At 46.1% G+C, this 24,515-nt stretch carries 15 protein-coding genes; 9 read left to right on the top strand and 6 right to left on the bottom strand.

Annotated features, from left to right (window positions below; genetic code table 11):
• Positions 1-448: 448 nt before the first annotated feature.
• The 9 genes from EPX21_RS12650 (at position 449) to EPX21_RS12610 (ending at position 15,191) form a co-directional block, all read left to right on the top strand.
• Entirely contained in the window at positions 449-3,460 is a 3,012-nt protein-coding gene (locus EPX21_RS12650; RefSeq protein ID WP_134090056.1) for a SusC/RagA family TonB-linked outer membrane protein, read from the top strand.
• 18 nt (positions 3,461-3,478) lie between these two features.
• A complete protein-coding gene (locus EPX21_RS12645; RefSeq protein WP_134090055.1) occupies positions 3,479-5,161 on the top strand; it encodes a RagB/SusD family nutrient uptake outer membrane protein in 1,683 nt (560 codons plus the stop codon).
• Positions 5,162-5,422: 261 nt separating this feature from the next.
• Complete coding sequence (locus EPX21_RS12640) at positions 5,423-5,689, top strand: hypothetical protein (RefSeq protein WP_134090054.1); 267 nt, start codon at positions 5,423-5,425, stop codon at positions 5,687-5,689.
• A gap of 417 nt (positions 5,690-6,106) precedes the next feature.
• On the top strand, positions 6,107-6,883 hold the full coding sequence (locus tag EPX21_RS12635; protein WP_134090053.1) for a LamG-like jellyroll fold domain-containing protein: 777 nt from the start codon (positions 6,107-6,109) through the stop codon (positions 6,881-6,883).
• A gap of 110 nt (positions 6,884-6,993) precedes the next feature.
• Positions 6,994-7,602: an RNA polymerase sigma factor gene (locus EPX21_RS12630; protein ID WP_134090052.1), complete on the top strand. Its 609-nt coding sequence runs from the start codon at positions 6,994-6,996 to the stop codon at positions 7,600-7,602.
• A gap of 72 nt (positions 7,603-7,674) precedes the next feature.
• Entirely contained in the window at positions 7,675-8,634 is a 960-nt protein-coding gene (locus tag EPX21_RS12625; protein WP_134090051.1) for a FecR family protein, read from the top strand.
• 170 nt (positions 8,635-8,804) lie between these two features.
• A complete protein-coding gene (locus EPX21_RS12620; RefSeq protein ID WP_240768680.1) occupies positions 8,805-12,152 on the top strand; it encodes a TonB-dependent receptor in 3,348 nt (1,115 codons plus the stop codon).
• A 19-nt stretch (positions 12,153-12,171) separates the two neighbouring features.
• The gene (locus tag EPX21_RS12615) at positions 12,172-13,968 is read left to right on the top strand and encodes a RagB/SusD family nutrient uptake outer membrane protein (RefSeq protein WP_240768679.1); all 1,797 of its coding nucleotides are present in this window, start codon (positions 12,172-12,174) and stop codon (positions 13,966-13,968) included.
• 20 nt (positions 13,969-13,988) lie between these two features.
• Positions 13,989-15,191 carry a metallophosphoesterase gene (locus EPX21_RS12610; RefSeq protein WP_240768678.1) on the top strand — a complete coding sequence of 401 codons (1,203 nt, stop codon included), beginning with the start codon at positions 13,989-13,991 and terminating at the stop codon, positions 15,189-15,191.
• 544 nt (positions 15,192-15,735) lie between these two features.
• Here the strand turns inward: EPX21_RS12610 and EPX21_RS12605 are convergent.
• The 6 genes from EPX21_RS12605 to EPX21_RS12580 all read right to left on the bottom strand — a co-directional run bounded on the left by EPX21_RS12605 (position 15,736) and on the right by EPX21_RS12580 (position 24,511).
• Complete coding sequence (locus EPX21_RS12605; RefSeq protein WP_134090049.1) at positions 15,736-17,343, bottom strand: hypothetical protein; 1,608 nt, start codon at positions 17,341-17,343, stop codon at positions 15,736-15,738.
• 19 nt (positions 17,344-17,362) lie between these two features.
• Complete coding sequence (locus EPX21_RS12600; RefSeq protein WP_134090048.1) at positions 17,363-18,115, bottom strand: hypothetical protein; 753 nt, start codon at positions 18,113-18,115, stop codon at positions 17,363-17,365.
• A 472-nt stretch (positions 18,116-18,587) separates the two neighbouring features.
• Positions 18,588-20,960 carry a polysaccharide biosynthesis tyrosine autokinase gene (locus EPX21_RS12595; RefSeq protein ID WP_134090047.1) on the bottom strand — a complete coding sequence of 791 codons (2,373 nt, stop codon included), beginning with the start codon at positions 20,958-20,960 and terminating at the stop codon, positions 18,588-18,590.
• A 17-nt stretch (positions 20,961-20,977) separates the two neighbouring features.
• Positions 20,978-21,799, bottom strand: coding sequence for a polysaccharide biosynthesis/export family protein (locus tag EPX21_RS12590; protein WP_240768677.1), 822 nt, complete (start codon positions 21,797-21,799; stop codon positions 20,978-20,980).
• 9 nt (positions 21,800-21,808) lie between these two features.
• Positions 21,809-23,272, bottom strand: coding sequence for a capsule assembly Wzi family protein (locus tag EPX21_RS12585; RefSeq protein ID WP_134090046.1), 1,464 nt, complete (start codon positions 23,270-23,272; stop codon positions 21,809-21,811).
• Between the two features lie 9 nt (positions 23,273-23,281).
• Positions 23,282-24,511, bottom strand: coding sequence for a WcaI family glycosyltransferase (locus EPX21_RS12580; protein WP_134090045.1), 1,230 nt, complete (start codon positions 24,509-24,511; stop codon positions 23,282-23,284).
• Positions 24,512-24,515: the final 4 nt, after the last annotated feature.

Below are 24,515 nucleotides of genomic sequence, written 5' to 3'. Positions count from 1 at the left end.
AATTCTTTTCTACTTGGAAGCACCCAAGTAGAGCAAGGTGCTTGGCTGGTGCCTTTCGATATAAGGAGCATTTTTTACCAACAAAGCCAAGTTTGGCATGGGCTTTGTGTATTAAGAGCAAGGTTTAGGTTGATTAAAAATAGAAAAACGTCCAGCATCCCCAAAAGCTGGACGTTTTCGCTTTCACACCGTCCAGTTTCTTTTTGTTTTCTTGAAAACGAAATAATTTACTAATATTGCGAAGCGAAAGCTAACCAAGTAAGCAAATAAAAGAAAGGCTTCGTAACTAAATTAATATAACATCTTGTTTGGCTCATTAAAGTCATCAAAAAATGCTAGCGATAAAACTAACCACCTTATTTATGACGTATTTAGACCATTTTCCGTTTCCCATCAGCAAAAACATAAGCACATTGCTTTCATAACATAATAACTAACACAACTTTTTATGACAAAAAACAGCAAATGGATTGCTTTCTGCAGCATTCCTATCCTTGGCTGTGCACTGGTTACAAACAACCTCTATGCAGCATCACGGATAAACAAGCCGGCGACCTCCGCGGTCTATCTAAAAAATGGTCAACAACATCGCATTCGGGGAAAGGTGACCAGCGCTATGGGATCGGTGCCGTTAATCGGTGCCAGTATCAAAATCAAGGGTGCTCAAGGCGGTACTTCTACCGACAAAGACGGTGTATTTGAATTGGCATTACCAGGACCCGAAGTGACCCTGGTAGTCTCTTCTCTCGGTTACATCACCAAAGAGATCCTGGTTAGCGATCAGCAAACACTGACTATTCAGCTACAAGAAGACGCCAACAACTTAGAAGAAGTGGTGGTTGTCGGCTACGGCTCATTAGACAAGCGCGAACTCACCAGTGCGGTTTCCAATTTGAAGCAGCGCGACCTGGTAGCCGGAACGGTTTCACCACTCCTGGCTATTCAAGGGAAGGTCCCAGGCTTGAATATCTCGTCGAACAATGGATCAGATCCCAATGCCAATGTCTCTTTACAGCTTCGCGGCGTAAATTCCGTCAAAGCTTCGCAAGGACCTTTAGTCGTGATCGACGGGGTTCCCGGCGGCGATATTAACGCAGTTGCAAAAGAAGATATTGAATCGATCAACGTACTGCGAGACGCCTCGGCAGCTGCCATCTATGGCACACGGGCTTCCGGCGGGGTTATTCTCATCACCACCAAACGGCCTCAAGTCGGCAAGGCGACGGTTAATTTCACTTCCGAATACTTCGTTGAAAGCGTACGAAGACGTCCGGAGGTGCTCTCAGCGGAGGAATACCTTGCCCATGGTTTAGGAGAAGATAATGGGGCGCGGACCGACTGGTACGACGTGGTGACCAACAAAAATCCCTTCAGTCATCGCCAAGTGGTAAACATCAGCGGAGGTTCGGAAAATGCCAACGTCTATACTACCTTCTTTAAACGCGACGCCAAGGGGATTTCCATCGGCTCAGCGCGTGGTGAAATTGGGGGACGTATAAACAGCAATTTCAAATTTTTCGACGGCCGGGCTGAGTTGAGCACCAATATCAGTTATAACCAAGTAGATGCCGACTTCCCGGGCAATGGCGCACCGGGAGACTTCCGCGATGAAAACAACAGCCTATATAACATTGCGATCGGCTTAGATCCTACCATTTCTCCCTACGATGCTTCGGACCCTTCGGGTTATAATGTACTGACTGGCGGATACAATACCTGGAATCCCTTAGCGGAAGTAATGCTCCGTAAGAAGCAAAATCAATACCGCTATCTCCTTGCCAATGCAACGCTGAAAGTGAATATTACGCAAGACCTATACACCACCGCTATGGTGGGTATAAAGAACAATACTGAGCACCCAAGCTTCTTCCGCTCGGCGCAGCACCGCGTGTCGCGCGAGCAAAACGTCGACGGCTATGCGAAACAGGAATATAAACGCTGGGATGACCGCATCGTGGAATGGACTTTAAATTACAGCAAGCGGTTCGAAAACCATCAGGTCACCGCTGTAGCGGGCTACAGCTACCAAGATTTCAACGGACAAGGATTCTGGGCAGAAAACTCCCAATTTCCGGTTGACGGACTGCAGGAGCATGACATGGGATCGGGCACATGGCTGGCCGACGGGCGTGCCGGCTTAGGTTCGTGGAAAGATCCTTGGGTAAAACTGGCGGCTTTCTTTGGTCGCGTCAATTATTCTTTCAAAGACCGCTATATCTTAACCGCAAACCTCCGCCATGAAGGTTCTTCCAAGTTTGCTCCCGGCAACCGCTGGGGTACTTTCCCCGGCGTATCGGCGGGCTGGCGACTCAGTGAGGAGCCCTTTATGCGCAATCTCGAATTTATCGATGACATTAAAATCCGCGGAGGCTATGGGGAAACCGGAAACGAAGGATTTGGCGCCGAGGTTTCGTCCCGCATGTATTCTGCCGACACCTGGTGGCTCTTCGACGGCAACTGGAACCGCACCTTTGGTGTCAAGCACAACCAAAACCAAGACATCCGCTGGGAAGTAAAAAAAGAATATAACCTTGGTATGGACTTCACCATCTTGAACAACAAGTTAAGCGGCCGATTCGACTATTATAAAAGAGTGATCGACAATCTTATTTACGACATCAGCGTGTCGCAACCACCGGCTATCCACGATAAGACGACCATGAATGTGGGCAGCATGGAAAACCAGGGCTTCGAGTTTGAATTGAACTATAACGTAGTCAATAAAAACGACTGGACCTATACCACTTCCATCGTCGCCTCGCATAATAAGAGCACCTTGCGCAGCCTTTGGGGCAGCCAAACCTTCCAAGATGAAAAAGGCTTTCCGGCTCCGGGATCACCGGGTACAGCGGTTCGGCTTTATCCGGGTGAAGACATCGGTCGGTTCTTCCTTTGGCAATTCGCCGGCTTTACGGACGACGGTCAATGGTTGCTTTATAACCAGAACAACGAAGCCGTTCCTGCAAGCGAAAAAAGACTGGAAGATAAGCGCTTCATCGGTAATGGTATCCCGAAACTCCAGCTGTCTTGGAATCACTCGCTATCCTACAAAAATTGGGATGCAAGTATTTACCTACGTAGTTGGTTAGGCTATGATGTATTCAACATGATCAATATGTATTATGGCATCGCCAATGTGACGGGAAGAAACGTATTGAAGAGCGCTTATGAAGAGCTAGCAAACGTGACAGGCGAAAAGCAATTAAGCGATTACTGGCTCGAAAAAGGAAACTTCCTGAAAGTGGACGCCATCAGCTTAGGCTATACCTTTAAGCAGAGCTGGATTGGTCCCTTCAAAAACCTGCGGTTATATGCGGCCGGAAGAGATCTCTTTGTTTTCACCAAATACAGCGGTTTGGATCCGGAAGTCAATATCAACGGCTTAACGCCCGGATTTGAAGAACTGGATGTTTATCCGCGGACACGCACCTTCATGTTCGGTTTACAGGCAAGCTTTTAACTATAAAAAACGACAAAAATGAATAAGCTATTCATCTATACCCTATCATCGCTTTTAATACTCTTAGGCAGTTGTACGAAACTCGACCAAGAGTTTTATAGCCAAGTCACTCCGGAAACATTTTTCAAGAGCGAAAAAGATATTCTGGCCGCGCTCAATCGGCCATTTACCCATGCCCGTTGGTATATGGGTGAAGACCGCTGGCAATTGCAGGAGCAGACGGCCGACAACTTCGCCATTACCACCAAAGGACCCCACTGGTATAACGGCGGAACCAATGAACGCTTTCATTATCATACCTGGACACCAGACGAAGGATGGATCTGGGGAACCTGGCGCGGCACCTTAATGGGTATTGCACTCGCCCTTGACGCGCGAAGTGATCTGGAAAAGTTAGACTACACCAAGTTTGCCCTGACCGCTGAAGATCAGGCAGCACATGTTAACCAGCTTAATACCTTGGTTGCCTACTTTTATCTGCGCGGGCTCGACTATTTTGGAGGCATGCCCTTATTCAATGATTTAGCAGGCGAAAGTTTGCCGCGTAACACCGATCAGGAGGTATTCGACCACATCGAGCAGCTATTGAAAACCGCGATGACGGCCTTACCTAAAAAAGAGGCCGGGCAACGGGAGGCGGGCGAGTTGAAACAAGCGGCCGCGGCCACCATGTTGGCTCAGCTCTATTTCAATGCAGAAGCGTATATCGGCAAACCCATGTATGCGGAATGTCAGCAGTTGGCACAAGCGGTTATTGATGGCCAATACGGTTCGTATCAGTTAGACCCTACTTGGAACGGGCCCCACGGTTTCAGAAACAATGAGTCGCCCGAAATTATCTGGTCAATTCCCTCTGAATTCAACAAGCTGCAGTACGACTGGTTTTATAGCAACTTCTACCACTATAACAGTCGCGAATACTTCGACCAAGACATGTCGGCAGACAACGGCGCGCACCTTACACCCTCACGCCGCCCGGATTCCACGCTTTACCAAACCGAATGGAAACTCGGCTCGCCCTTTGAAAAATTCGATGAAGGGGATTTAAGAAAAAAAGCTTACCGTTATTTGGGAAGTGGCAGTTACGAAGGCATGTTCTTAGTAGGCCCGCAAACAAAACCCAATGGCGGTATCATCGTTGGAACACAGGAATACAAAGACCAAGCACTTGTTTTACGGGATCAGGTTGGCCGCTTCACCGAAGTCGGACCGGGGAAAAAGTACAGTACAGTATCTCAAGTGCCCTCAAAAATGTCGGAAGGCGAAGAGAACACCGGTATCCGCTTAGTGAAGGTGCCTATCCCTACCTTGGCGGAGAACAGCTTACGCTGGGGAGCAGACAACCCCGTCATCCGGCTGACCGAGGTTTATTACATGTTAGCCGAATGCAAATGGCGCAGTGGTGACCTCGCGGGGGCGGCAGAGCTTATCAATACGGTAAGGAAACGCAATTTTGAGAACGGCGCAGACCCTAATCCGGTACAGGCGGCTACCTTTGACAAATACCGTTTCGTTGATGAGTGGAGTATTGAATTTCTGGGAGAAGGGCGGAGACGCACAGACCTTATTCGATGGAATATGTTTACAAGCGAAAACTGGTGGGATCATAGCGCCTCGCAGTCTGATCATTTGAAGCGATTTCCGGTTCCAACGCAAGCGATTTCGGGCAATAACAGTTTAACACAGAACCCAGGCTATTAACCGTTTTTTTAATCGAAGAAAAAAACAAATATGTTACAATTGAGATCTCTCTTTTGGCATAAGCTTTGTTTATCTTTGTACAAGGTTTAGGTTGATTAAAAATAGAAAAACGTCCAGCATCCCCAAAAGCTGGGCGTTTTCGTTTTAATCCTATTTCCTGTTCCATAGACAAAATGCCAGTTTAGTTCGAACACAACAATTTAATAATTAAATTTTAAATTAATGCAACCGATTGCATCAAAAAATTCGTATGTTTATTGCATGAAAATCAGGCTATTATCTCTTGCTAAGCTTTTGAATGCAAGCATTCATCAAAAAGGTGACATTAGGTATATTCAGATAAACGATGTCTACGTTATAACCGAGAATCCCTTAACCAAAGAAATTGAACTTAACAGTTTAGAAACCTACGATTCGCAGCCCCTTACCTCGCATAACGTAGCGGATATGCTGGAACTTAAATTTGTACAAATTATGAAAGCGAAACAGAAACACACCGTCGGTCGTGAAAACGCCGATGTAAAGTAAATCACAAGGCCTCCCAGTATGATCCTTCCCGGGAGGAAGAGCTCGGCTATAGCCGCTTATCAAATTTTTATATTCCCGATAATCTCAACTGATTCGAATCAAAGTATCCGAACCTATACATCCATACAGACCCTTCGGCTTTGCTCAGGGTGACGACTGTAAGTGACCATGGCGTAAACGTGCTACTGCTCCTGCCACGGCTACTACTCTCACAACCGGCAACTGATAACTAACAACCGATAACCGACAACTGCCAACCGGCAACCAAATGTGTAAAGCTATGAAAATACAGGAAACAAAAGCCCAAAAAAACACAATATCAAACACATAAACCAAAAGCGATGCTAATCGAAAGACCGTTTCCCTAACTTTGATCCTATTATCTAAATGGCCGTCAGCTACTAAAACATTACAATAATGAAAATATTTAGTTATCCAAGCTCATTCATGCTGAGCTTTATATTATGGGGACTGCTCCTTTCGTCCTGCGATAGATCGGAATCAATTACCCCTAATATAAACCTTGATCAAGGCTTAGTATATTACTTTCCTTTTTCGGGCAACAGCGTTGACCAAGTGAGTCAGACCTCATTTGATACGCACGGCGCAAGCTTTGAGAACGATCGTCACGGCAATCCTCAATCTGCGCTTTGCTTAACCAACAATTACATGGAACTGAACGCCGGCTTTAGCGATGCTGTAGGATCGCTATCGTTTTGGGTGAAGGTCCGCGACTTCGAAGAGACCGGTATGCTTTTTAACAACACGTACCAGTATATCAACTTCGGCGAATACCAATTGGCTATTGCCCCTACAGGTGAAATCGTTACCTGGTGCAGTTACAAATGGGGCTATGCTCGGGACGATGAGGGCTATTTGGATTATTCGGCACTCCGAACAAAACCAGTAATACAGCCCAACGAGTGGTATCATGTGGTTGTTCGTTGGTCGGATGAAAACGAACAAATCGAAATCTTTGTCAACAATAAAAAAATACTGACCGAATCTTATATACCGGATTGGCGGCCTTGGGACGGCGATGACGATTACAATGTAACCGCTATGGGCATGGCTTGGAGAAACCCTGGTAGCCACGAGGATATTATTCTATGGCATTTTCATGGACAGTTCGATGAAATCAGGCGCTACAACCGGTGGATAGTTGACGAGGAAATCGCGGAGCTTTATAAATAAGCTCATTTCTCAACCGTTATCGGGCAGGAACGGATCACAACGAAAATTTAACGTATTCATAATGACGTTTGTTCAGTTTATTACTTCCCTTTAAATATTTTTGGCGTTCGATGGAAAGAATGTCCGAAAAAAGAGAGGAGTTTGCCCTGCTAAAAGGACTGGCAACAGGTGATGCTCGGGCTTTCGAATCAATAGTGGAACACTATTCGCCCAAGTTGCTTCGGAAGGCCGTCCGGCTTACCAAAGATGTGGATATGGCCAAAGATCTCGTGCAGGATGTCTTGGTAACACTTTGGGAGCGTGCCGGCCAACTAAACGTTGCCACTTCGCTGGAAGCTTACCTGAATACGATGTTACGGAACCGCTTTCTGCGCGAGGTGTCCCGTTCTACCTTACATGAAAAAGCCACGCAGCAATTATTACTGCACATCAACCAAATGCAGGAATCGATTGCCGATATACTTACCGTAACGGAGCTCGAACAATCACTTACCGAAATCGTACATCAACTGCCCGCCAACATGCAACGTATATTCGTTCTCCGCAACGAAGATTACTCCCTCCGTGAAATAGCCGAAGCACTGGGGCTGGCAGAACAGACCATAAAGAGTTACCATACCGAACTTAAAAGAAGAATTAAGGTAGCGCTTTTGGCCCGACATCCGGATATTGGATATCCCTTAGCCTTGCTGTTAGTTTCGCTGTTAACAGAAAATTAACCATTCCGTATCATTTATTTTATATACTTTCCCGCCTCTCAGGTATCTACTATCATGTAAAAAGACAAGATAGTGGACCAAGAACATCTCAAACACTTGATAAAAAAGTACGAGGCGGGAACCGCCTCGGCAGCCGAGCGCTATGTGGTGGAGCGTTGGTACGAATCGCTTCTTCAGGAAGGCACGGAAATGGATCATTTCGCCGATGCTATCGACCACAAGGCCTTCCAAGAACAGCTTGTTCGGCGCGCATTGCAGTCGACCATTCCCATTAAACGATGGCGCCCGTATAAATGGATATCTGCAGCTGCTGTGATGCTGTTCCTTATATCGGCAATCGGAATGCTATACCGGTACGGTGCCGGCAACCCTAAAGACGAGGATCCACTTATGCGCTCCCACTCGGTCAGCACAGGCGTGCGGGAAGTAAAACAGGTGACCCTCCCCGACAGCTCGGTGGTATACCTCAATGCCAACTCCATCTTAACCATTCCGCCAGACTTCAATCATGCAAACCGCGACATAACACTGATGGGCGAGGCCTATTTTGAGGTTCGAAAAAACCCTCAACTTCCCTTCAACGTACACGTCGGACAACTAGCTATCCAAGTCCTCGGCACCACCTTCAATATACAAGATTACGAGGCAATCGACCATATCAGTATAACTGTTGAATCGGGCCAGGTGCGGGTATCCAATCCGGCGGAGGTGCTCGGCTTACTAAATGGAAGGGATCATTTGGTTTACGACAAGAAAAGCAGTACCGCTAGTTTATCCACGGTTCCATCCGATGTACGCTCTTCATGGAGGAACGGCACGGTGGTATTGGACGGAGCGAATTTTGACGAGCTGGCACAAGCCTATTATAATACCTATGGTGTACATCTCCTAAGCAAGGACCTAAAAGTGCGGCAAAATCATTACCATTTTACCATCCGCACAACCCGCACGGTCGACCAGGCCATGGAACAGCTGTGTGAAATGATTAACAAACGTTATAGAAAGGAGGGAAACCGTATCCATATTTATTAAGAACAAAAGACAACAAGTGCCACGCAGCGTGACACTTGTATCCAGCAAGTAGCCTATAGCTTGGACCCTTATGGCTACTTATCGAGTTAGCAAATCAAACAATTCACCAACACACCAAATGTAAACAAAAAAAGTATACATCCAGGTGTTTTAACAACCGTGCTTATATAATGAAAATTTTACCGTATTGGCGGTGGTATATGAAAATCACAACCCTACTTTATGCACTAGTCGCCCTTGCAATGCCCGCACTAAAAGCCGCTCCTGTGCATGCACAAGCATTGGAGAAAAGGGTAACAGCGACTTATACGCGAACCAACCTTCATCAAGTAATCCTTGATCTAAAGGCTAAAACGAATATCGATTTCGGATTTACACAGGAATTGGGAATTGAGAAAATAACGATTGAGCATAAAAACTTTGAAAATGAAACACTAGCGCAAGTACTGCAAAGTCTGCTTGCACCAACAAAGATCGCGTACACCGAAAAAGCCGGTGCCATCATCCTCTCCCGCGTACAACAGGCCGGGCGCATCCGCGGCAAGGTATCGGACGATAAAGGCGCGCCGCTGGCAGGAGCAAGCGTTAAAGTAGTAGAAGCAGCCCGCAGCACCAGTACAGACAAAGACGGGAACTTTGACATCGCCGTACCGCCGGGCATTTATACCGTCGAGGCGAATTTTATCTCCTATACCCCGGATCGGAAAAGCGAAATACGTGTGGACGAAGGCCAAGCGATAACGCTAAACTTCACCATGAAAGAAGCTTTTGGAGATTTGGAAGAAGTGATCGTAGTGGGTTACGGAACACAAAAGAAAGAGAACATCACCGGATCGGTAAGCACCTTGAAGGGCGAAAAAATAACAGCAGCCCCCGCAACGAACCCCTCCGATGGAATAGCCGGCAGAATTCCCGGTTTAGTAGCGTTGACACCGTCGGGAGAGCCCGGGAGCAGTTCAAACATTACCATCAGAGGAGCAAATACCTTGGGGAACAATGCCCCTTTGGTTGTTGTGGACGGCATTCCCAACCGGGAATGGGAACGCTTGAACCCCCAGGATATCGAAAGCATCACCGTATTGAAAGATGCTTCGGCTGCCATTTATGGTGCGCGGGCCGCGAACGGTGTTATTATGGTTACCACCAAGAAGGGCAGTGCAGGCCATACCCAGATACAGTTTAGTTACAATGAGGCGAAAAGCGCTCCTACCGTCATTCCGCGGGCAGCCGACGCGGCTACCTACGCGCAACTGCTCAATGAAATCCTAGCGTATGAGGGGGCAGCGCCTATATATTCCAATGAGGATATCCAGAAATATCAGGACGGATCCGACCCTTTACGCTTTCCCAACACCAATTGGTACGATGTGACCCTAAAGGATTGGGCCAGCCAGCGTAATGCCGACCTCAACATTTCGGGCGGACAGGAAAACCTGCGCTACTATATTTCGGCAGGCACCCGCTTTCAAGATGCCATCTATAATAACAGCGCCACCTCCTATAAGCAACACAACATCCGCCTCAACCTGGATGGCGATCTATCCAAATATGTAAAGTACGGTGTTAATGTAGCCGCGAGGGAAGTATACCGCGATTATCCGACCGAGTCGAGTTCGACAATCTGGGATCGGCTACGCGCCTCCAAACCCAACATGCCCGCGTTCTGGCCACATGGCGAAGCCGCCGATAATGGAGACAGCGGCAATCCCGTCGTCATTACCACCAATCAGACGGGCTATGATAGAAACAAAACAACCGTGTTGGAAACGCGGGCCACTATAGACGTTCAAGTCCCCTGGGTACAAGGCTTATCCATCAGTGGAAATGCGGCATTAGACAAAAGCACCCAGAATGATAAGCTTTGGAAAACCCCTTGGTACCTCTATGCCTGGGACCGCACATCGCTTCTGGAAGACGGCAGCCCGGTGCTGAGTCGTGTACAAAGAGGCTATTCCAATGCCGAACTCACCCAAGAGATAGAAGAATCTCGGCTGGTAACATTGAACGCCCTGGCCAAGTACGACTTCAGTTTAGCCAACCACCATAAGTTCAATTTCATGGCTGGTGTTGAACGGATGGATGGCAACTTGATGGCCTTTAATGCGTTCCGTAAGAACTATGTCTCCACGGCAATTGACCAGCTTTTTGCAGGCGGAGACATCGACAAGAACAACGGTGGTTCCGCCAGTACCGAAGCCCGATTAAATTATTTCGGACGAGCCAACTACAATTTTAAAGACCGGTACCTATTGGAGTTTGTGTGGCGATATGATGGCTCCTATATCTTTCCAAAAGAAAGCCGTTTTGGCTTTTTCCCCGGCGTATCCGGTGGCTGGAGAGTCTCTGAAGAGCCCTTCTGGAAGCCGCTGCTGCCCTATATCAACGACTTCAAATTAAGAGGTTCCTGGGGAAAAACCGGAAACGATCGCATTGACCCCTATCAGTTCCTAAGCAGTTATGCCTATGCTACAGGTGCGGCTGATATCTACGTATTCAATGAAAGCGAAGTTTCTAAAATACTGTACGAGGCGCGAATAGCCAATCCGGGTGTCACCTGGGAAGTGGCCAACCAAACAAACCTTGGGTTGGACCTCCATCTTTTCAATAGTAAATTCGTTCTATCGGCCGAATACTTTTATAACCTGCGGACCGACATCCTATGGGAAAGAAATGCATCGGTTCCCGGCTCCACCGGCTTAACCCTGCCCGACGAAAATATCGGGGAAGTCATCAACAAAGGAGCTGAGTTCCAAGTAGGATACAATGGAGGCAGTGGCGACTTCAAATACACGCTTTCAGCCAATGTATCCCTCAACAAGAACAAGATACGTTTCTGGGACGAAACACCGGGCGTACCAAGTTATCAACAATCAACCGGCCGGCCGATGAATACCGGACTTTATTATAATGCCATTGGCATCTTCCGGGATGAGGCAGCCCTGGAAAACTACCCGCATTGGGCAGGAGCACGGCCTGGTGATATTATTTTTGAAGACGTCAACGGCGATAACGAGATTAACGCACTCGACCGCATTCGCATAGATAAAACCTCCTTACCGACCCATATAGGCGGATTCAACGCCGATTTATCATGGAAAGGCCTATATGCCTCCCTTTTCTTTCAATGGGCATTGGGAGCCGTACGTAACGACTACTACGAGATGCAAGGGCAAATTGGAAACTATTTGGCCAGAAATGCAGCAGGACGCTGGACACCCGAAAATCCCGATGCAGAAAAACCGCGCACCTGGAACAGATACAACGAGTATTGGAGAAGTAACAGCAACACCTATTGGCTACAGAAGACCGACTACCTGCGATTAAAGAGCGTGCAGCTTGGCTACAACCTGCCATCCTCCATCTGCAGTAAGATCTCGGCGAAAGCTGTTCAGGTCTACCTCTCCGGTTTAAACCTGTTAACGTTTACCGGCGTGGAAGATTTCGATCCGGAAAGTACTGCTGCCACCTCGTATCCGGCTAACAAAGTTTATAACCTAGGCGTTTCCGTCACATTTTGATATTGATAATAAAAAGACAATGAAAAATAAGCTTAAGCTACTGCTCTTAACAACCTTTTGCGTGCTCACCCTGTTTTCCTGCAAGAAAGATTTTCTGGACACGCCATCGCAGGAAGAGTTTACCGATGAAATGGTATGGTCTGACCCGGCATTGGTAGAAACTTTTCTCAACGAAATCTATTTCCGCCTCTATGAACCACTTACAGACGGACGCGGCACGGCCAACATCGTGGATGAAGGGCATTACCGGGGGAATAGCGCCTCCACACAATTTAACAACAGCCTATCCACGCAAGATAACCTCTATGCCTGGGGGTACCAACGCTTCCTCGTATGGAACGAGCTGTATAAGTCCATTCGTTATTGCAACATCTATTTCAGCAAAGTGGATGAAATACCGTTTACCAACGAAGTGACAGACGGAAAAACGGATGCCGATAGGATGACCGGAGAAGCCCATTTCCTGCGAGCCTTCCTCTACCATTACCTCCTTTCGCTATATGGAGGCGTACCGCTGATTACCGAACCCTTTGATCTGGGAAGCGACTTTGCCCAGGCGAGGAACAGCTATGCAGACGGTATTGCCTTCGTGGTAGCGGAATGTGACAAGGCGGCTGCCCTCCTACCCGATATACACAGCGGGTCAAACCTCGGGCGCGCCACGAGAGGCGCGGCCCTGGCACTCAAATCAAGAGCCTTGCTCTATGCGGCGAGCGACCTACACAGTCCGAACCCCGTCACCTCCTCATTTGCTGAGCCAGCACTATTGGGCTACACCGATAACAATCGGACGGAACGTTGGCAAAAAGCCAAAGACGCCGCTAAAGCCGTGATTGACCTCGATCTATACCAATTGCATAAAGCAGAGCCTGCGGCAGGCGATTCGGTTGCACAGCACATTACCGAAATATTTCTAACCAACAATACAGAAGAAGACATCTTTGTCAAGTTCTTCACCCAGGTGATGGGCCAACGCTGGGGTTTATATAGCTCGCCGAACGGGTATTACGGCTGGGGCGTCAATGCGCCCATTGCCAATTTTGTCGATGCGTTCCAAATGGCAGACGGTACACCTTTCGATTGGAACAACCCCGCGCATGCGGAGAACCCCTATGCCAATCGGGAACCTCGGTTCTATGCGACCCTCTTATATAACGGCGCCTCTTGGCGGGAGCGGCCGACAGATGCCAAAGGATTAGATCCCGATAATAAAATACAGACCGGCGTGTACAAGCGGTGGAACGCTTCGAACAACAGTGAATACGAAACCTATGGCATTGACACCAGAAATGGCCCCATCGAAAACTGGAACGGCTCTTATACCGGGTATTATTGCCGTAAATACATTGATCCGGCCATCAATGTGCAGTACCTTTCGCAATCAGTAACCTGGCGTTTCTTCCGTTATACAGAAATACTGCTCAACTATGCCGAAGCCTGTCTAGAACTCGGCCAAGAAGAGGAAGCAAGAACCTATATCAATAGGATACGGAAAAGAGCCGGACTACCCGCTACCAGCGCATCCGGCACGGCTCTTCGAGCCCTATATAGAAATGAACGCCGCATTGAACTCGCCTTTGAAGAACACCGCTTTTTTGATGTTCGGCGATGGATGATCGGGCCAGAAGCCTATAGTCCGGCTTATCAAGCCCGCGTAATCTATCCCTTAGCGGCCAACAACACCACCTCGTCGGTGCCTACTATAACGCACGTAAAATTTGAGGACCGATCGTGGAATGATAAGTCTTATTTCTTTCCTATTTTTAGAGACGAGCTCAACAAAAACAATCTGTTAATACAAAACCCAGGATATTGATTAAGTATTCGATATAGATCATGACAAAACTAAAAAGAAGAAATTTCATCAAGACCCTTTCGGGTACTTCCTTACTTACCTTAACCGGAAGTGATGTCCTTGCAAGGCATTCAGAAGAGGCTTTCTTATTGTTGACCAAGCCCTATCTTCAACATCCCTCAGAAGACGGCATGACGATTTGCTGGTTAACCAACAAACCTGCCCATAGCTGGGTAGTATACTGGGAGCAGGGACAAAGCGATAAGAAAACAAAAAAGCAAACCCTGGTAGACGGCTTGGCCATAGCGAACAATACGGTAAACAAAATCAGGTTAACAGGACTAAAGGCCGGGCAGCAGTACAGCTACCAAGTATACAGCAAAGAAATTATCGACTTCCAGGCCTACAAAAAAGTATTTGGCCCTACCTTACAAAGCGAGGTATTTAACTTTTCCACCGTAGCTCCTGAAAAAGAAGAGATGGCTATGTTAATACTGAACGACATACACGACAGGCCACATTCTTTTGCAGCGCTCATTGGTCTGCATCGCGACCGCCCTTATGATGAAGTGTTCTTAAATGGCGATATGTTTGACTACCAAGACGGCGAGCAACAGTTGATTGACCACCTCATCGCCCCATGTACAGCCATTTTTGCCTCGGCAAAGCCCTTTTTATTTGTAAGAGGAAATCATGAAACCCGAGGGCATTTCGCCTATCATCTGAACGATTATTTCGAGAACATCGATAAGCAAGCCTATTTTACATTTACCCGTGGGCCCGTTTTTTTCGCGGCATTGGACACCGGTGAAGACAAAGAAGACGACCATGAAGCCTATTATGGCATGGCGGCCTTCGATCCTTTTCGGGAAGAACAAGCCGCTTGGCTAGCGCGTGCACTCCAAACTCCTGCCGCACGGCAGGCACATTACCGCGTCATACTCATGCACATTCCCCCCTACCACTCGGGAGACTGGCATGGGACAAGCCATTGCAGGCAAGTCTTCTCGCCCGTATTTGAAAAACACCAGGTAGACTTAGTAATCAGTGGGCATACACATCGTTATGGCGTACACTTGGCTCAGCCTGATCACTCCTATCCTATTGTAATCGGCGGCGGCCCCAAAGAAGGAACCCGAACGGCCATACACTTAACAGCCAATAAGGAGCATCTCCAGCTATCCATGGTAGCCGATAACGGGCAGGAAGTTGGTCAGCTCGCTTTAAAACCCCGGCAGGGTTAAAAACGGTTCTTCTATACGACCGCATCCCACAAGCACATACCCATTAGCCTCTATAATGATAGGGGCTAATTTATGGTATAAAAGCGATTGGAACATTTAGGACACATATACCTCTTCTTGAAAAAAGGAAAAAGCAATTTAACTAATTTCGCGCGTGGTATTCGATAGTCAGTAGCAGTTTTGCATCGCGGACATTTTACTTCCTGATCAACTCTTTGTGAGTGCATGGTGATGGTTTTAAGGTGATTGAAACATTTGGAAGCAGGGACAACAACCGTCACTGCAACTATATAAGGCTCATGCTTAAAACACGGCAACACATATCTCGAAGCATTAAACAAAAGCCTCCGGAAAATATATCTCTACACGTCAGAAAAAACGAGTTCAATGGCTGATTAAGTTAGTACAAAAAGTGACCAAAATGAACCTGTACTTCAGTTAAAAGTAACTATTTCAAGAAAATTCTACAAATAAAACGGTATAAAAGAAGACGCGTCCCTCAGGAACGCGCCTTCCAACCACACATTAGATCATTGTATTTAAGCTATTGATTGCCACAGTTTTCGGCGACAAAGTCGAGCGCATTATCTCTTGGTATGATATCGCCTTCGCCGTTACCGATGACGGCCTCATTTGTTTCCTGTACAACGCGATTCAACACCGTACGTGTTTTACTGCCCCAAATAGCGCGGAAATCATAACGATTGCCAGCGGTCAATTTGGTAGTATTCAAGAAACCGTTGGAGGCAATGCCCAGCAACTGCCAGCCATCGTTGCTACTACCTGCGGGTTCGCGATAGAAGACATAAAAGGTTGGAATATAACTTATGATACCATTGTCAATCGGACAGCGCACATACAATTGCAAACTGACCGTAGGGCCTTCAATCGGCTGCGTTAGATTAATGGTAGTTGCCGCGCCGCAAGCTCCGTCAATGGCTTGTGATGCCAGTACCTCGCCATCGCGCACCACTTCTATGGTAATACCCGATGCCGGTAAGCCGGGGATAACCACCGTATTGTTGTTGGTCATGATGGAAGCTTCCAAGGTAGTGATCACGCGGTTGCCGATAAGCGCGCGCACCGTGAAGGGATAATTAAAGTTATCCTGCAGCCAGCTGCCGGTTAAATTAAATGAAGACGGGGTATTGCAGCTTTCCACAAAATTGCCCACCATGTACCAAGTCAAGTGGTCCGTTTCGAATTCGGCCACGAGCTGACCGTCAGTGCTACTCACGCTGACATCCTGCTCGTATTTCCACACTCCTTCTCCTGTATTGTAACTATATATTTCCAGCTGGTCGCCCGCTTGCACGGTACCACCGGTACGTAGATTGGTAAAGGCCGGATCAATCTCCATAGCCACATTAATCGCTTGACTAAAGCCACGCACCTCACCACCGCCTACGGTAAAGTCGATGTTCGACACCGCCGCCGGATTGAATACACCGTCCGCATGGATGCCATCGGTCTTTCTGACACCACGAGCTATCAGCGAACCTCCAGGAAAAACCGCTAAAGCTTCGGGTATCGCAGCATCGAGTGTAATCAATGTTGAGTTCAAAGTGGACCCTTCCAAAAGATTGCCGTTTATTTCGTGGAACTGTGTACCTCTCGAAATCCGCACGGTGGTAATCCGTTCAGCGTAGTTCTCGCGTCTGGTTTGAAAAACAAGGTCTCTAGTTGTCGCATTATTCACAAGCGCCTCTGTTTGCATGCTTACTGCAACGCCGATGGGTAGATTGTTCAAATCCAGCATATTCACCTGAATGATAGCAGGCGCCTGTTGCATGCTGATGGTTACCGGCACCTTTTGGGTTAAATAGCCTGATTTTCTCAGTTCGACAACAAACTCGGTAGGCCGATCGGCCGTAGGTTCGTAAGAAGGGTCAACACCCAAGACCAAGGTACCCTCTGCTACGGTGAACTGTTTATAGCCCTCCATATTGTAAATATGATCGCCATCAGCGCCGGAAATACTCACCTGTATATCGTTGACGGGACTGCCATTGCCATCCTCGATCTGCAATACAGTAGAATAATTGATTACGTCTCCCGTAATGTTCAAGGTTACGTTTTCCAGCGGATCTTTGCAACGGGACAGCGTTAAGCCTATTGCGGCCAAACATAGAATGGTAAATATCTTCTTCATGATAATCTCTTTATATAGCTTATTTCAATTTATAAGAAACGCCTACCTGCAGCACAGGATAAAAGCGATAGTCTTTCAAGTTCTCGTTCAAAATGGCTTCGTTATGCTGATTGTTCTGCAGCATTCTGGTGCCGTATAAGTCGATTTCCGGGCTATCCATATAATAAGACCCCAGGTCGAAACTAAAACCGAAGCGTTCATCGATGGTGATGTTCCGGAAGCCGATGCCCAGGTAAGGGGCGATGTTATTTTTCCACGACACATTGGTAACCATCTCGCCTACTTTATCTACCGGCACCTGGATATCGCCATATTGATAGGGATCACGGAGCATGGTATTGATATAACCATCGGCCTTGTAAAAATAGGCCGCTCCGGCACTGATCACGAAATGCTTCCACCAGGATTCGCTTTGTCCGGCAGGGGCAAATTCAATCATGGCACGCACATTTCCTGCTTTCCCGCGTATCCTGTTACGGGTATCGTAACTACCGAAGCGATCAAATATGTTGGCACTGAGGGGTAAAAAGGTACCGCCCACTTGAAAGCCAAAGTTACCACCTATGGGGCCGTAAAATTGTAAACCCACGCCCTGGGTTCCGACATTTACACCAAAAGCAGGAATAAAAGGGGCGTCGTTCTTAACCGTTCCTGTTTGTTTTCTCTTTTTTTCGTTTTTGTCTGTATCATTTGTTCCCGCGAAGACGTTTGCACAAAGCAGGGTCAACATGATAACAGCTAGACTTACTTTCCGTCGTCTGTTTGTTTTCATAATAAAGCTGATTTAAGTTTCGGGTTCCAAGCTGTGTCTATAAAACAGAACGAAGCTCTACCCATCGGTATGCGTTTTAAAAATTTAGTTCAACATGAGTTAAGGTTCCAAAATATATTGCTGCCCTCCCATCGGGAATACAACACAACAACTTTTCTCACATCGGCCAAATATCCGGGAATTACTTAAACAAGTTTTCACATTTTTACACAGGCACTAATATAGGAAATAATTGTTTATCAAAACAATAGATGCGGGCAGCCTGCTCCGAATTTCGCAAAAAAACGTGCTGAACGACAGATTAACGTACATGAACGTATTCTTTACCCTGAGAAATCATGAAAAGAACTTGAGAAAATGGCTAGCTTTCAGTACAACAGTAAACGCGGCGGGGACCGAAGCCTCCGCCGCCTTTAAGTACTAATTCTTAATTAATCGAACCGTCATATAACAAACCGCTGGTATCACAAGCTTATGATTTATTTCGTTTCAACCAGGACTTTTTGGTTTCCTCCTGCCCATAATAGCCATAGGTGTAGCCGTAATAGCCCTTATTTTTTGCGGAAACATCGTTGAGAACGATATTTAAATTTTTTATTTTTCCTTCGCGACGCATATCTTCAGGTAAAGAAACCAAATCTTTCGGCGTGTAACCAGCTCTCACCACATACAAGGCTACATCGGAAAATTCGCTTAAGAGTTGCCCATCCGTTACCGCTCCAATAGGCGGTGCATCGACAATGACAATATCAAATTGTTCGCGTGCTTGCTTAAACAGTTCCGCTGTACGGGGGTTCATGATCAACTCCGAAGGGTTAGGTGGAATAGGACCACAGGCGCCAAACATCAAATTATCACTGGAAGGAACAGGAGCAATAATATCGTTCAAGCCGAAGTTGGCGTTAACAATAAAATTAGAAATACCAAGCCCTTTGCTATCGGTATAAGTTTTTGAAAGCTTTGGCTTTCTTAGATCAAACTCCAGTAAAAGGACTCTTAACCCAGAGGCGGCGTAAACATTTGCCAAATTTAACGAGATAAAAGACTTTCCTTCACCAGGCATACCGGAAGTTACCAAAATGACTTTATCCATATCTTGTGGCATTAGGAACTGAAGATTCGTCCGGAGACCTCTGAATTGTTCCGCCAGCGCACTTCGTGCATTATCGAATTCAATAAGATCTTTTTGAGCGTCGTTGTGTTGTAATTCTGCAACCACCGGTAAGTTAGTTCGCTTTTCAATGTCTTTCCTTGAATTAATTGTGGTGTTCATCGAATCACTTACGTACAAACCAATAGCCGGCAGTATGAGACCAATCAGGAAGCTAAACGCTAAAATTGCACGTTTATTCGGACTGAAGGGAAGCTTTTCTGCCTTAGGATTATCGAGTCTGCGGATACCTGCGATATTGGAAGTATTCGATAAAGCTGTTTCCTCACGCTTCTGCAACAAAAAGAGATAAAGTTCCTGTTTTAGCTGCTGTTGTCGGGAGAGGTCTAAAAATGCGCGCTCCTTTTCAGGCACTTGCCGGATGTCGCCCTCTATCTTGTTGGTATTCCGTTCAAGACCCGCAACTGAAGCCAGAAGGGACTCTTTGGTGTTAGCTATGTAATCACTAATGTTCTGCTTGGCACTCTCTATTTGCTTATCTATGTTAACAATATAGGGATTGTCAGCGGTGTATACCATGGCTAATTTTTCCTTCTCCAGAATCAAATTGTTATAGCTCGATACCAGGTTACCAAAACCCGGATCAACCGGCCCCGCGCCTAAGACAGATCCTGACACCAAACTTTTGCCATTCGGTCGGCTAATTGTTTCCCCAATAGCCTCCAGGATTTCAACCCTGTTCATGATATCAGCAACCTTCCCTGCATATTGACTACTGTTTTCAAGCAAAATTTGCGTCTGGGCGGTTAAATTTGTAATTCCGCGCCCCTGCATAAATTTCTGTATATTACCCTCAATACCTGCAAGCTCCGCGCTAACAAGCAATATCCGATCATCTATAAAGGCTATCGTACTATCCGCGATCCGACTTTTATCTCTAATGCTCTCTTCTACGTACTTTTGAATAAAATGCTCTAATATGAACTCGCCCTTTTCCTTTATGGGATAATTAAGCTGCAAATCAATAACCGATGTCATCTTGTTTGTTAAATTAACCAGCAGACGTTTTCTCAGGTCCTCAACCTGGTCATCAATAGTATTAATTAGCAACCTGTAACTACCTTTAAAACTCGCCACATCCGCATTCGTCATTTTGAATCGAAATACACCGCATTTAGGAACGGTGATCGATTTATTATACGCAACATGCATTTTTTCGAACTCCCCCGTTTCTTTACTTTTAAAGCCCAGAGAAAAGCCCTCAGTATTTATATCCTCAATTAAAAACGTCAAAGGCTCATCTTCATCAGTGATGTTTTCAACGTACAGGAACAATGGATGTTCAAATATCTCTACATCTTTTATAGAGCCAACATGGAACCAATTGATATGCAAATTTAAATCGCTCACCAGCGCTTCCATAAGCGAACGGGTTTTCAGCACTTCGATTTCATTATCAACCGAATTCTTTGCCCCGAACATCAAGCTCAGATCGATAGCAGGTGCCGCGTTGTTGCCTGAAGAGCTATTCTCATCGTTAATTAACACTTTAGCATTAATGTGATAACTGGGAACGCTATAATAACGGAGGTAAGCGATCGATGCAAGCAAAAAAACAATTACACTTAATATTATCAGAGGCCAAATGCGCAAAAATCGCTGAAGATAATCTTTTATGTCGAAGGTCGGGTCGGCCTTTTCCATATTCCAGATTGATTTTGTTTCTTTATTCATATATAAAACTAGCTATGCTATATAATAAGATTTGCAATAATTGCCAACGCGGAAAGAACAGATGCTGCGACGGAGAACCTCATAAGCTGCGCATTATCTGCGGCTGCAACTTTTGATTCACTTGGCTCCACATATATAATATCGTTTTGCTTTAAATAATAATAAGGCGAATTAAAAATTTCGGAATTGTTCAGATTAAAGCGAACCATTTCTTTTCCGTTCGTGGTTTCCCGCACAAGCAACACATTCTCTCGTTTCCCATAAATCGTCAAATCCCCCGCAAGGCCTAATGCATCTAATATCGTCACGCGTTCAGAGGGCATAGTATAGCTCGAAGGCCGGTTTACCTCTCCAATAACAGTCACTTTGAAATTAACGAATCTCACCTGCACAGTAGGTTCGATAAAAAATTTCCTGGCCTTCTCTCTGATCACGTTCCGAGCTTCAAAACTAGTGAGTCCCTCTAATTTTATTTTACCCAGAATAGGAAGTTCAACTTCACCATTTCTATCGACAACAAATCCTGTTGCTCTGGCCTGCACATTGGGTGCAACAATACTATTATCCGTAGCGGCCGCATTTATAGAACGAGACGCATTTGCATCTGCCGTCTGAATAGTGATATCCAAAATGTCATCGGATATAATCGTTGGCTCCGTATACTTTACTTGATTTAGCTTCGTCTTATCCAGCGAGGTCATATCCTGAAAATAAGGTATTGCCCGTTGGCTTTTGCAACCGGTAAGAAAGCCGAGCAGGACAGGCAACAGTAAAAGCATGCATAACTTCCGTGTATTCGAATTTCCACCGTTAATTTTTGTTAACAAACTACTTCCCATTTTCTTAATTTATTTAATATCATATTTTAAACCGAGCATACCACCAAAATTATTGTACAGATCGCCGACATCTATTGCGATCGCAGAAAGAAGCGTAAGCTTATCTTTTAAACGAAAACTGAGTTTCTGAACCGAATAAAACTGGTTTTGAACCGACGATATGTCGTTTCTCAAAATTGATCTATCGAGGCTATGGGAATTAAACGTTAATATGGTCGTAAGCAATAAATTGTTGTGCACGGTCCATTCTCCCGCCAGGTTAACTCCGATTATTCTATTGCCTATGATATTAGAATTCCCCGGCGGATCGGCTTCGGCGTCCAATCCCCAATCAAACGGTTGTAAAGGAAAGAAATAGCGTCCGCGTTTGCGATTTATAAAAAGAGGCGTACCTACTATCGCCCCATTGTATTCCCACCCAGTTTTGTAAGCGCCGTTGTTGTAATAGCTTTGCTGCTCTGTGGCAAAACCTTCCATTTGTTTTGTATAGATAAACTCAAAAACCAATTTTTTAAACAAACTGCTTGATTCTTTCCAGCGAAAAGATATACCGGCTAATCTATCGACATTACGAATGTCGATTCCGGTGCCACTTTCAAACGGTGTTTGATGATAGAAATGCCAGTACCCTTTATTAGCCTCTAAATCAAATCCGAGCTCCATCATTCCCCTATGGTCGCCTGCGCGATTAGGCCTTTTCCCACTTTCTTCCGGAACACTACCATCATTTGCCTCCCGAAGAGAAATGACATTCCAAAATGCCTTCAGCCCTCGGTCTAGCTGATAATCAGCCCGCTTTCCGCCCCATTCGGCGAAATGTGCAATTCCCCCAAATAGTTTCAATTTTCCACGGCCCGCCCGCAAATAAAAAGCCTTTTCATGCAGATAGGAATAAAAATAGCGATCGTTCCCCATCCAACCATGGCTGAACAAACCCTTAAACTGTAGCCAACCATTGGTCCATGGAAAGGGCTTATATTCCGGCACAGCGATGCTGATCTTTGGGATAGGCATCGCATTGCCACTAATACCCAAAGAACCGGTTGATAAGGCCGAATCCACCTCCCCTATCACCTCCCGATACCGGCCGGCGCGGAATTGCCAGCCCCGCCAATTCAACTTTAGGTTCCCTTCGATAATGTTAACATCTTTGAAGTGATTATTATTATAAATATCAAAAGTATAACTAAGCTTAAATGGATACCGCTGTGCTCCCGCTCTCCATTTGCCATAGTTCAACACGTGTTCATTCGCTAAGCGGACATTCGTTGAGAAATCCCATTGCTGGTCCGTAATCGTCCCAAATTGATTTGCGACCAACCAAAAAGGCTGGAAATCTTTCGCGGCGGCTGTGCCCACCGTTCCTATCGAAAGCTTCAGCGAATCCTGCCAAGCCGGCTTCAGCTCCTGCGAGGCTAATCGAAGCGACTGTAGTAGTGAACCTATGATAAATAGAAAGTATACAACCCGCATAGTTATGAATTACTGAGCCAATTTATACAAATTTGTTTCAAAAGTTCTCATTATTTGTTCTTTTGATAAATTTTTAACGGCATAAGTCCGCGCCGCTTCTTTAAATACATTCAAATCCTCCTTCAACATATACTTTAATCCACTGCAAAGCGCCCCAACTGACTCCGGCTCCACAACTACCCCTATTTTTTCTTCCAGAATCAGATCATGCAGGGTGGTATTTGGCATGGCCGTTACCAAAGGGCAGCCACCGGCCGCCAAGATACTCGTGAGTTTGCTCGGCATTACCAAGTCAGCCGCCGATTTTTTCTGCAACACCAGGTGTATATCTGCACACGCTAATAAGGCACTTAATTTGGGATAAGGCTGTAAGGGAAAAAATTGCACATTCCTTAACTCTTTCTTCTTCGCCATTTTCTCCAGTGTTTCCTTATAGCCGCCTGATCCGACAATCAAGAAGTGAAGTTTCCCGACATCCCTAAACTGTTCAGCAGCATCTATAATAATGTCCAAACCCTGTTTTTCTCCTAGATTCCCTGAATAAAGCACGACCTTATCTTCCATCGGTATATTCCATTCGCTCCTCAGCGAATGTTGCAGGCTGAGCGGCCTGATAGCTCCTTCATCTACCCAGTTTGGAAACATAATATACTTTTCTAGCGGCACCCCCTTGTCGATAATCTTACGTTTCATGCCCAAGCTGATAGAGGACACGCCATGGCTATTGTTCAGCAAATAGCGCTCGGACTTGAACATCCAGTTCAATAAGCGTTTGTTGTTAATCATGCCCAAATCTTTCGCGGCATCGATTTGTAGATCTTGAATATGCGTCAGTAAACGTGCCCGCTTAATCTTAGCATATAACAAGGCAAAAAAGCCCAGATGAAAAGGGGGATTGATATTGATCACCACCTCGTACTTTTTTTTCAACAGCAGGGCAAACCACTGCGGGAAAACCCCACCCAAAAAGGAAAACTCGTGGACGATCCGCTTTTTGGAAGTTACTTCCTTCGGCACATATATCGGCACACGATAGACGGTTACACCATCAATTATTTCTTTAAACCATTTTTTGCCTTTATACGCAGGATGGATATCCCATTCCGGATAATAGGGCGGCGCAGTCACAACCGCAACCTCATGGCCTTGCGCGGCCAACCATGCAGCCATTTCTCCGGTATATTTGCCGATACCCGTAAGCTCGGGATAATAATTGATGCCAAATATTAATATCTTCATAGGA

Source organism: Olivibacter sp. XZL3 (assembly GCF_004368405.1).
In the GTDB taxonomy this organism is placed as follows: Bacteria; Bacteroidota; Bacteroidia; order Sphingobacteriales; family Sphingobacteriaceae; genus Olivibacter.
The sequence above is the reverse complement of the archived record's forward strand: the minus strand, read 5'-3'. Positions and strand labels throughout refer to the sequence as shown.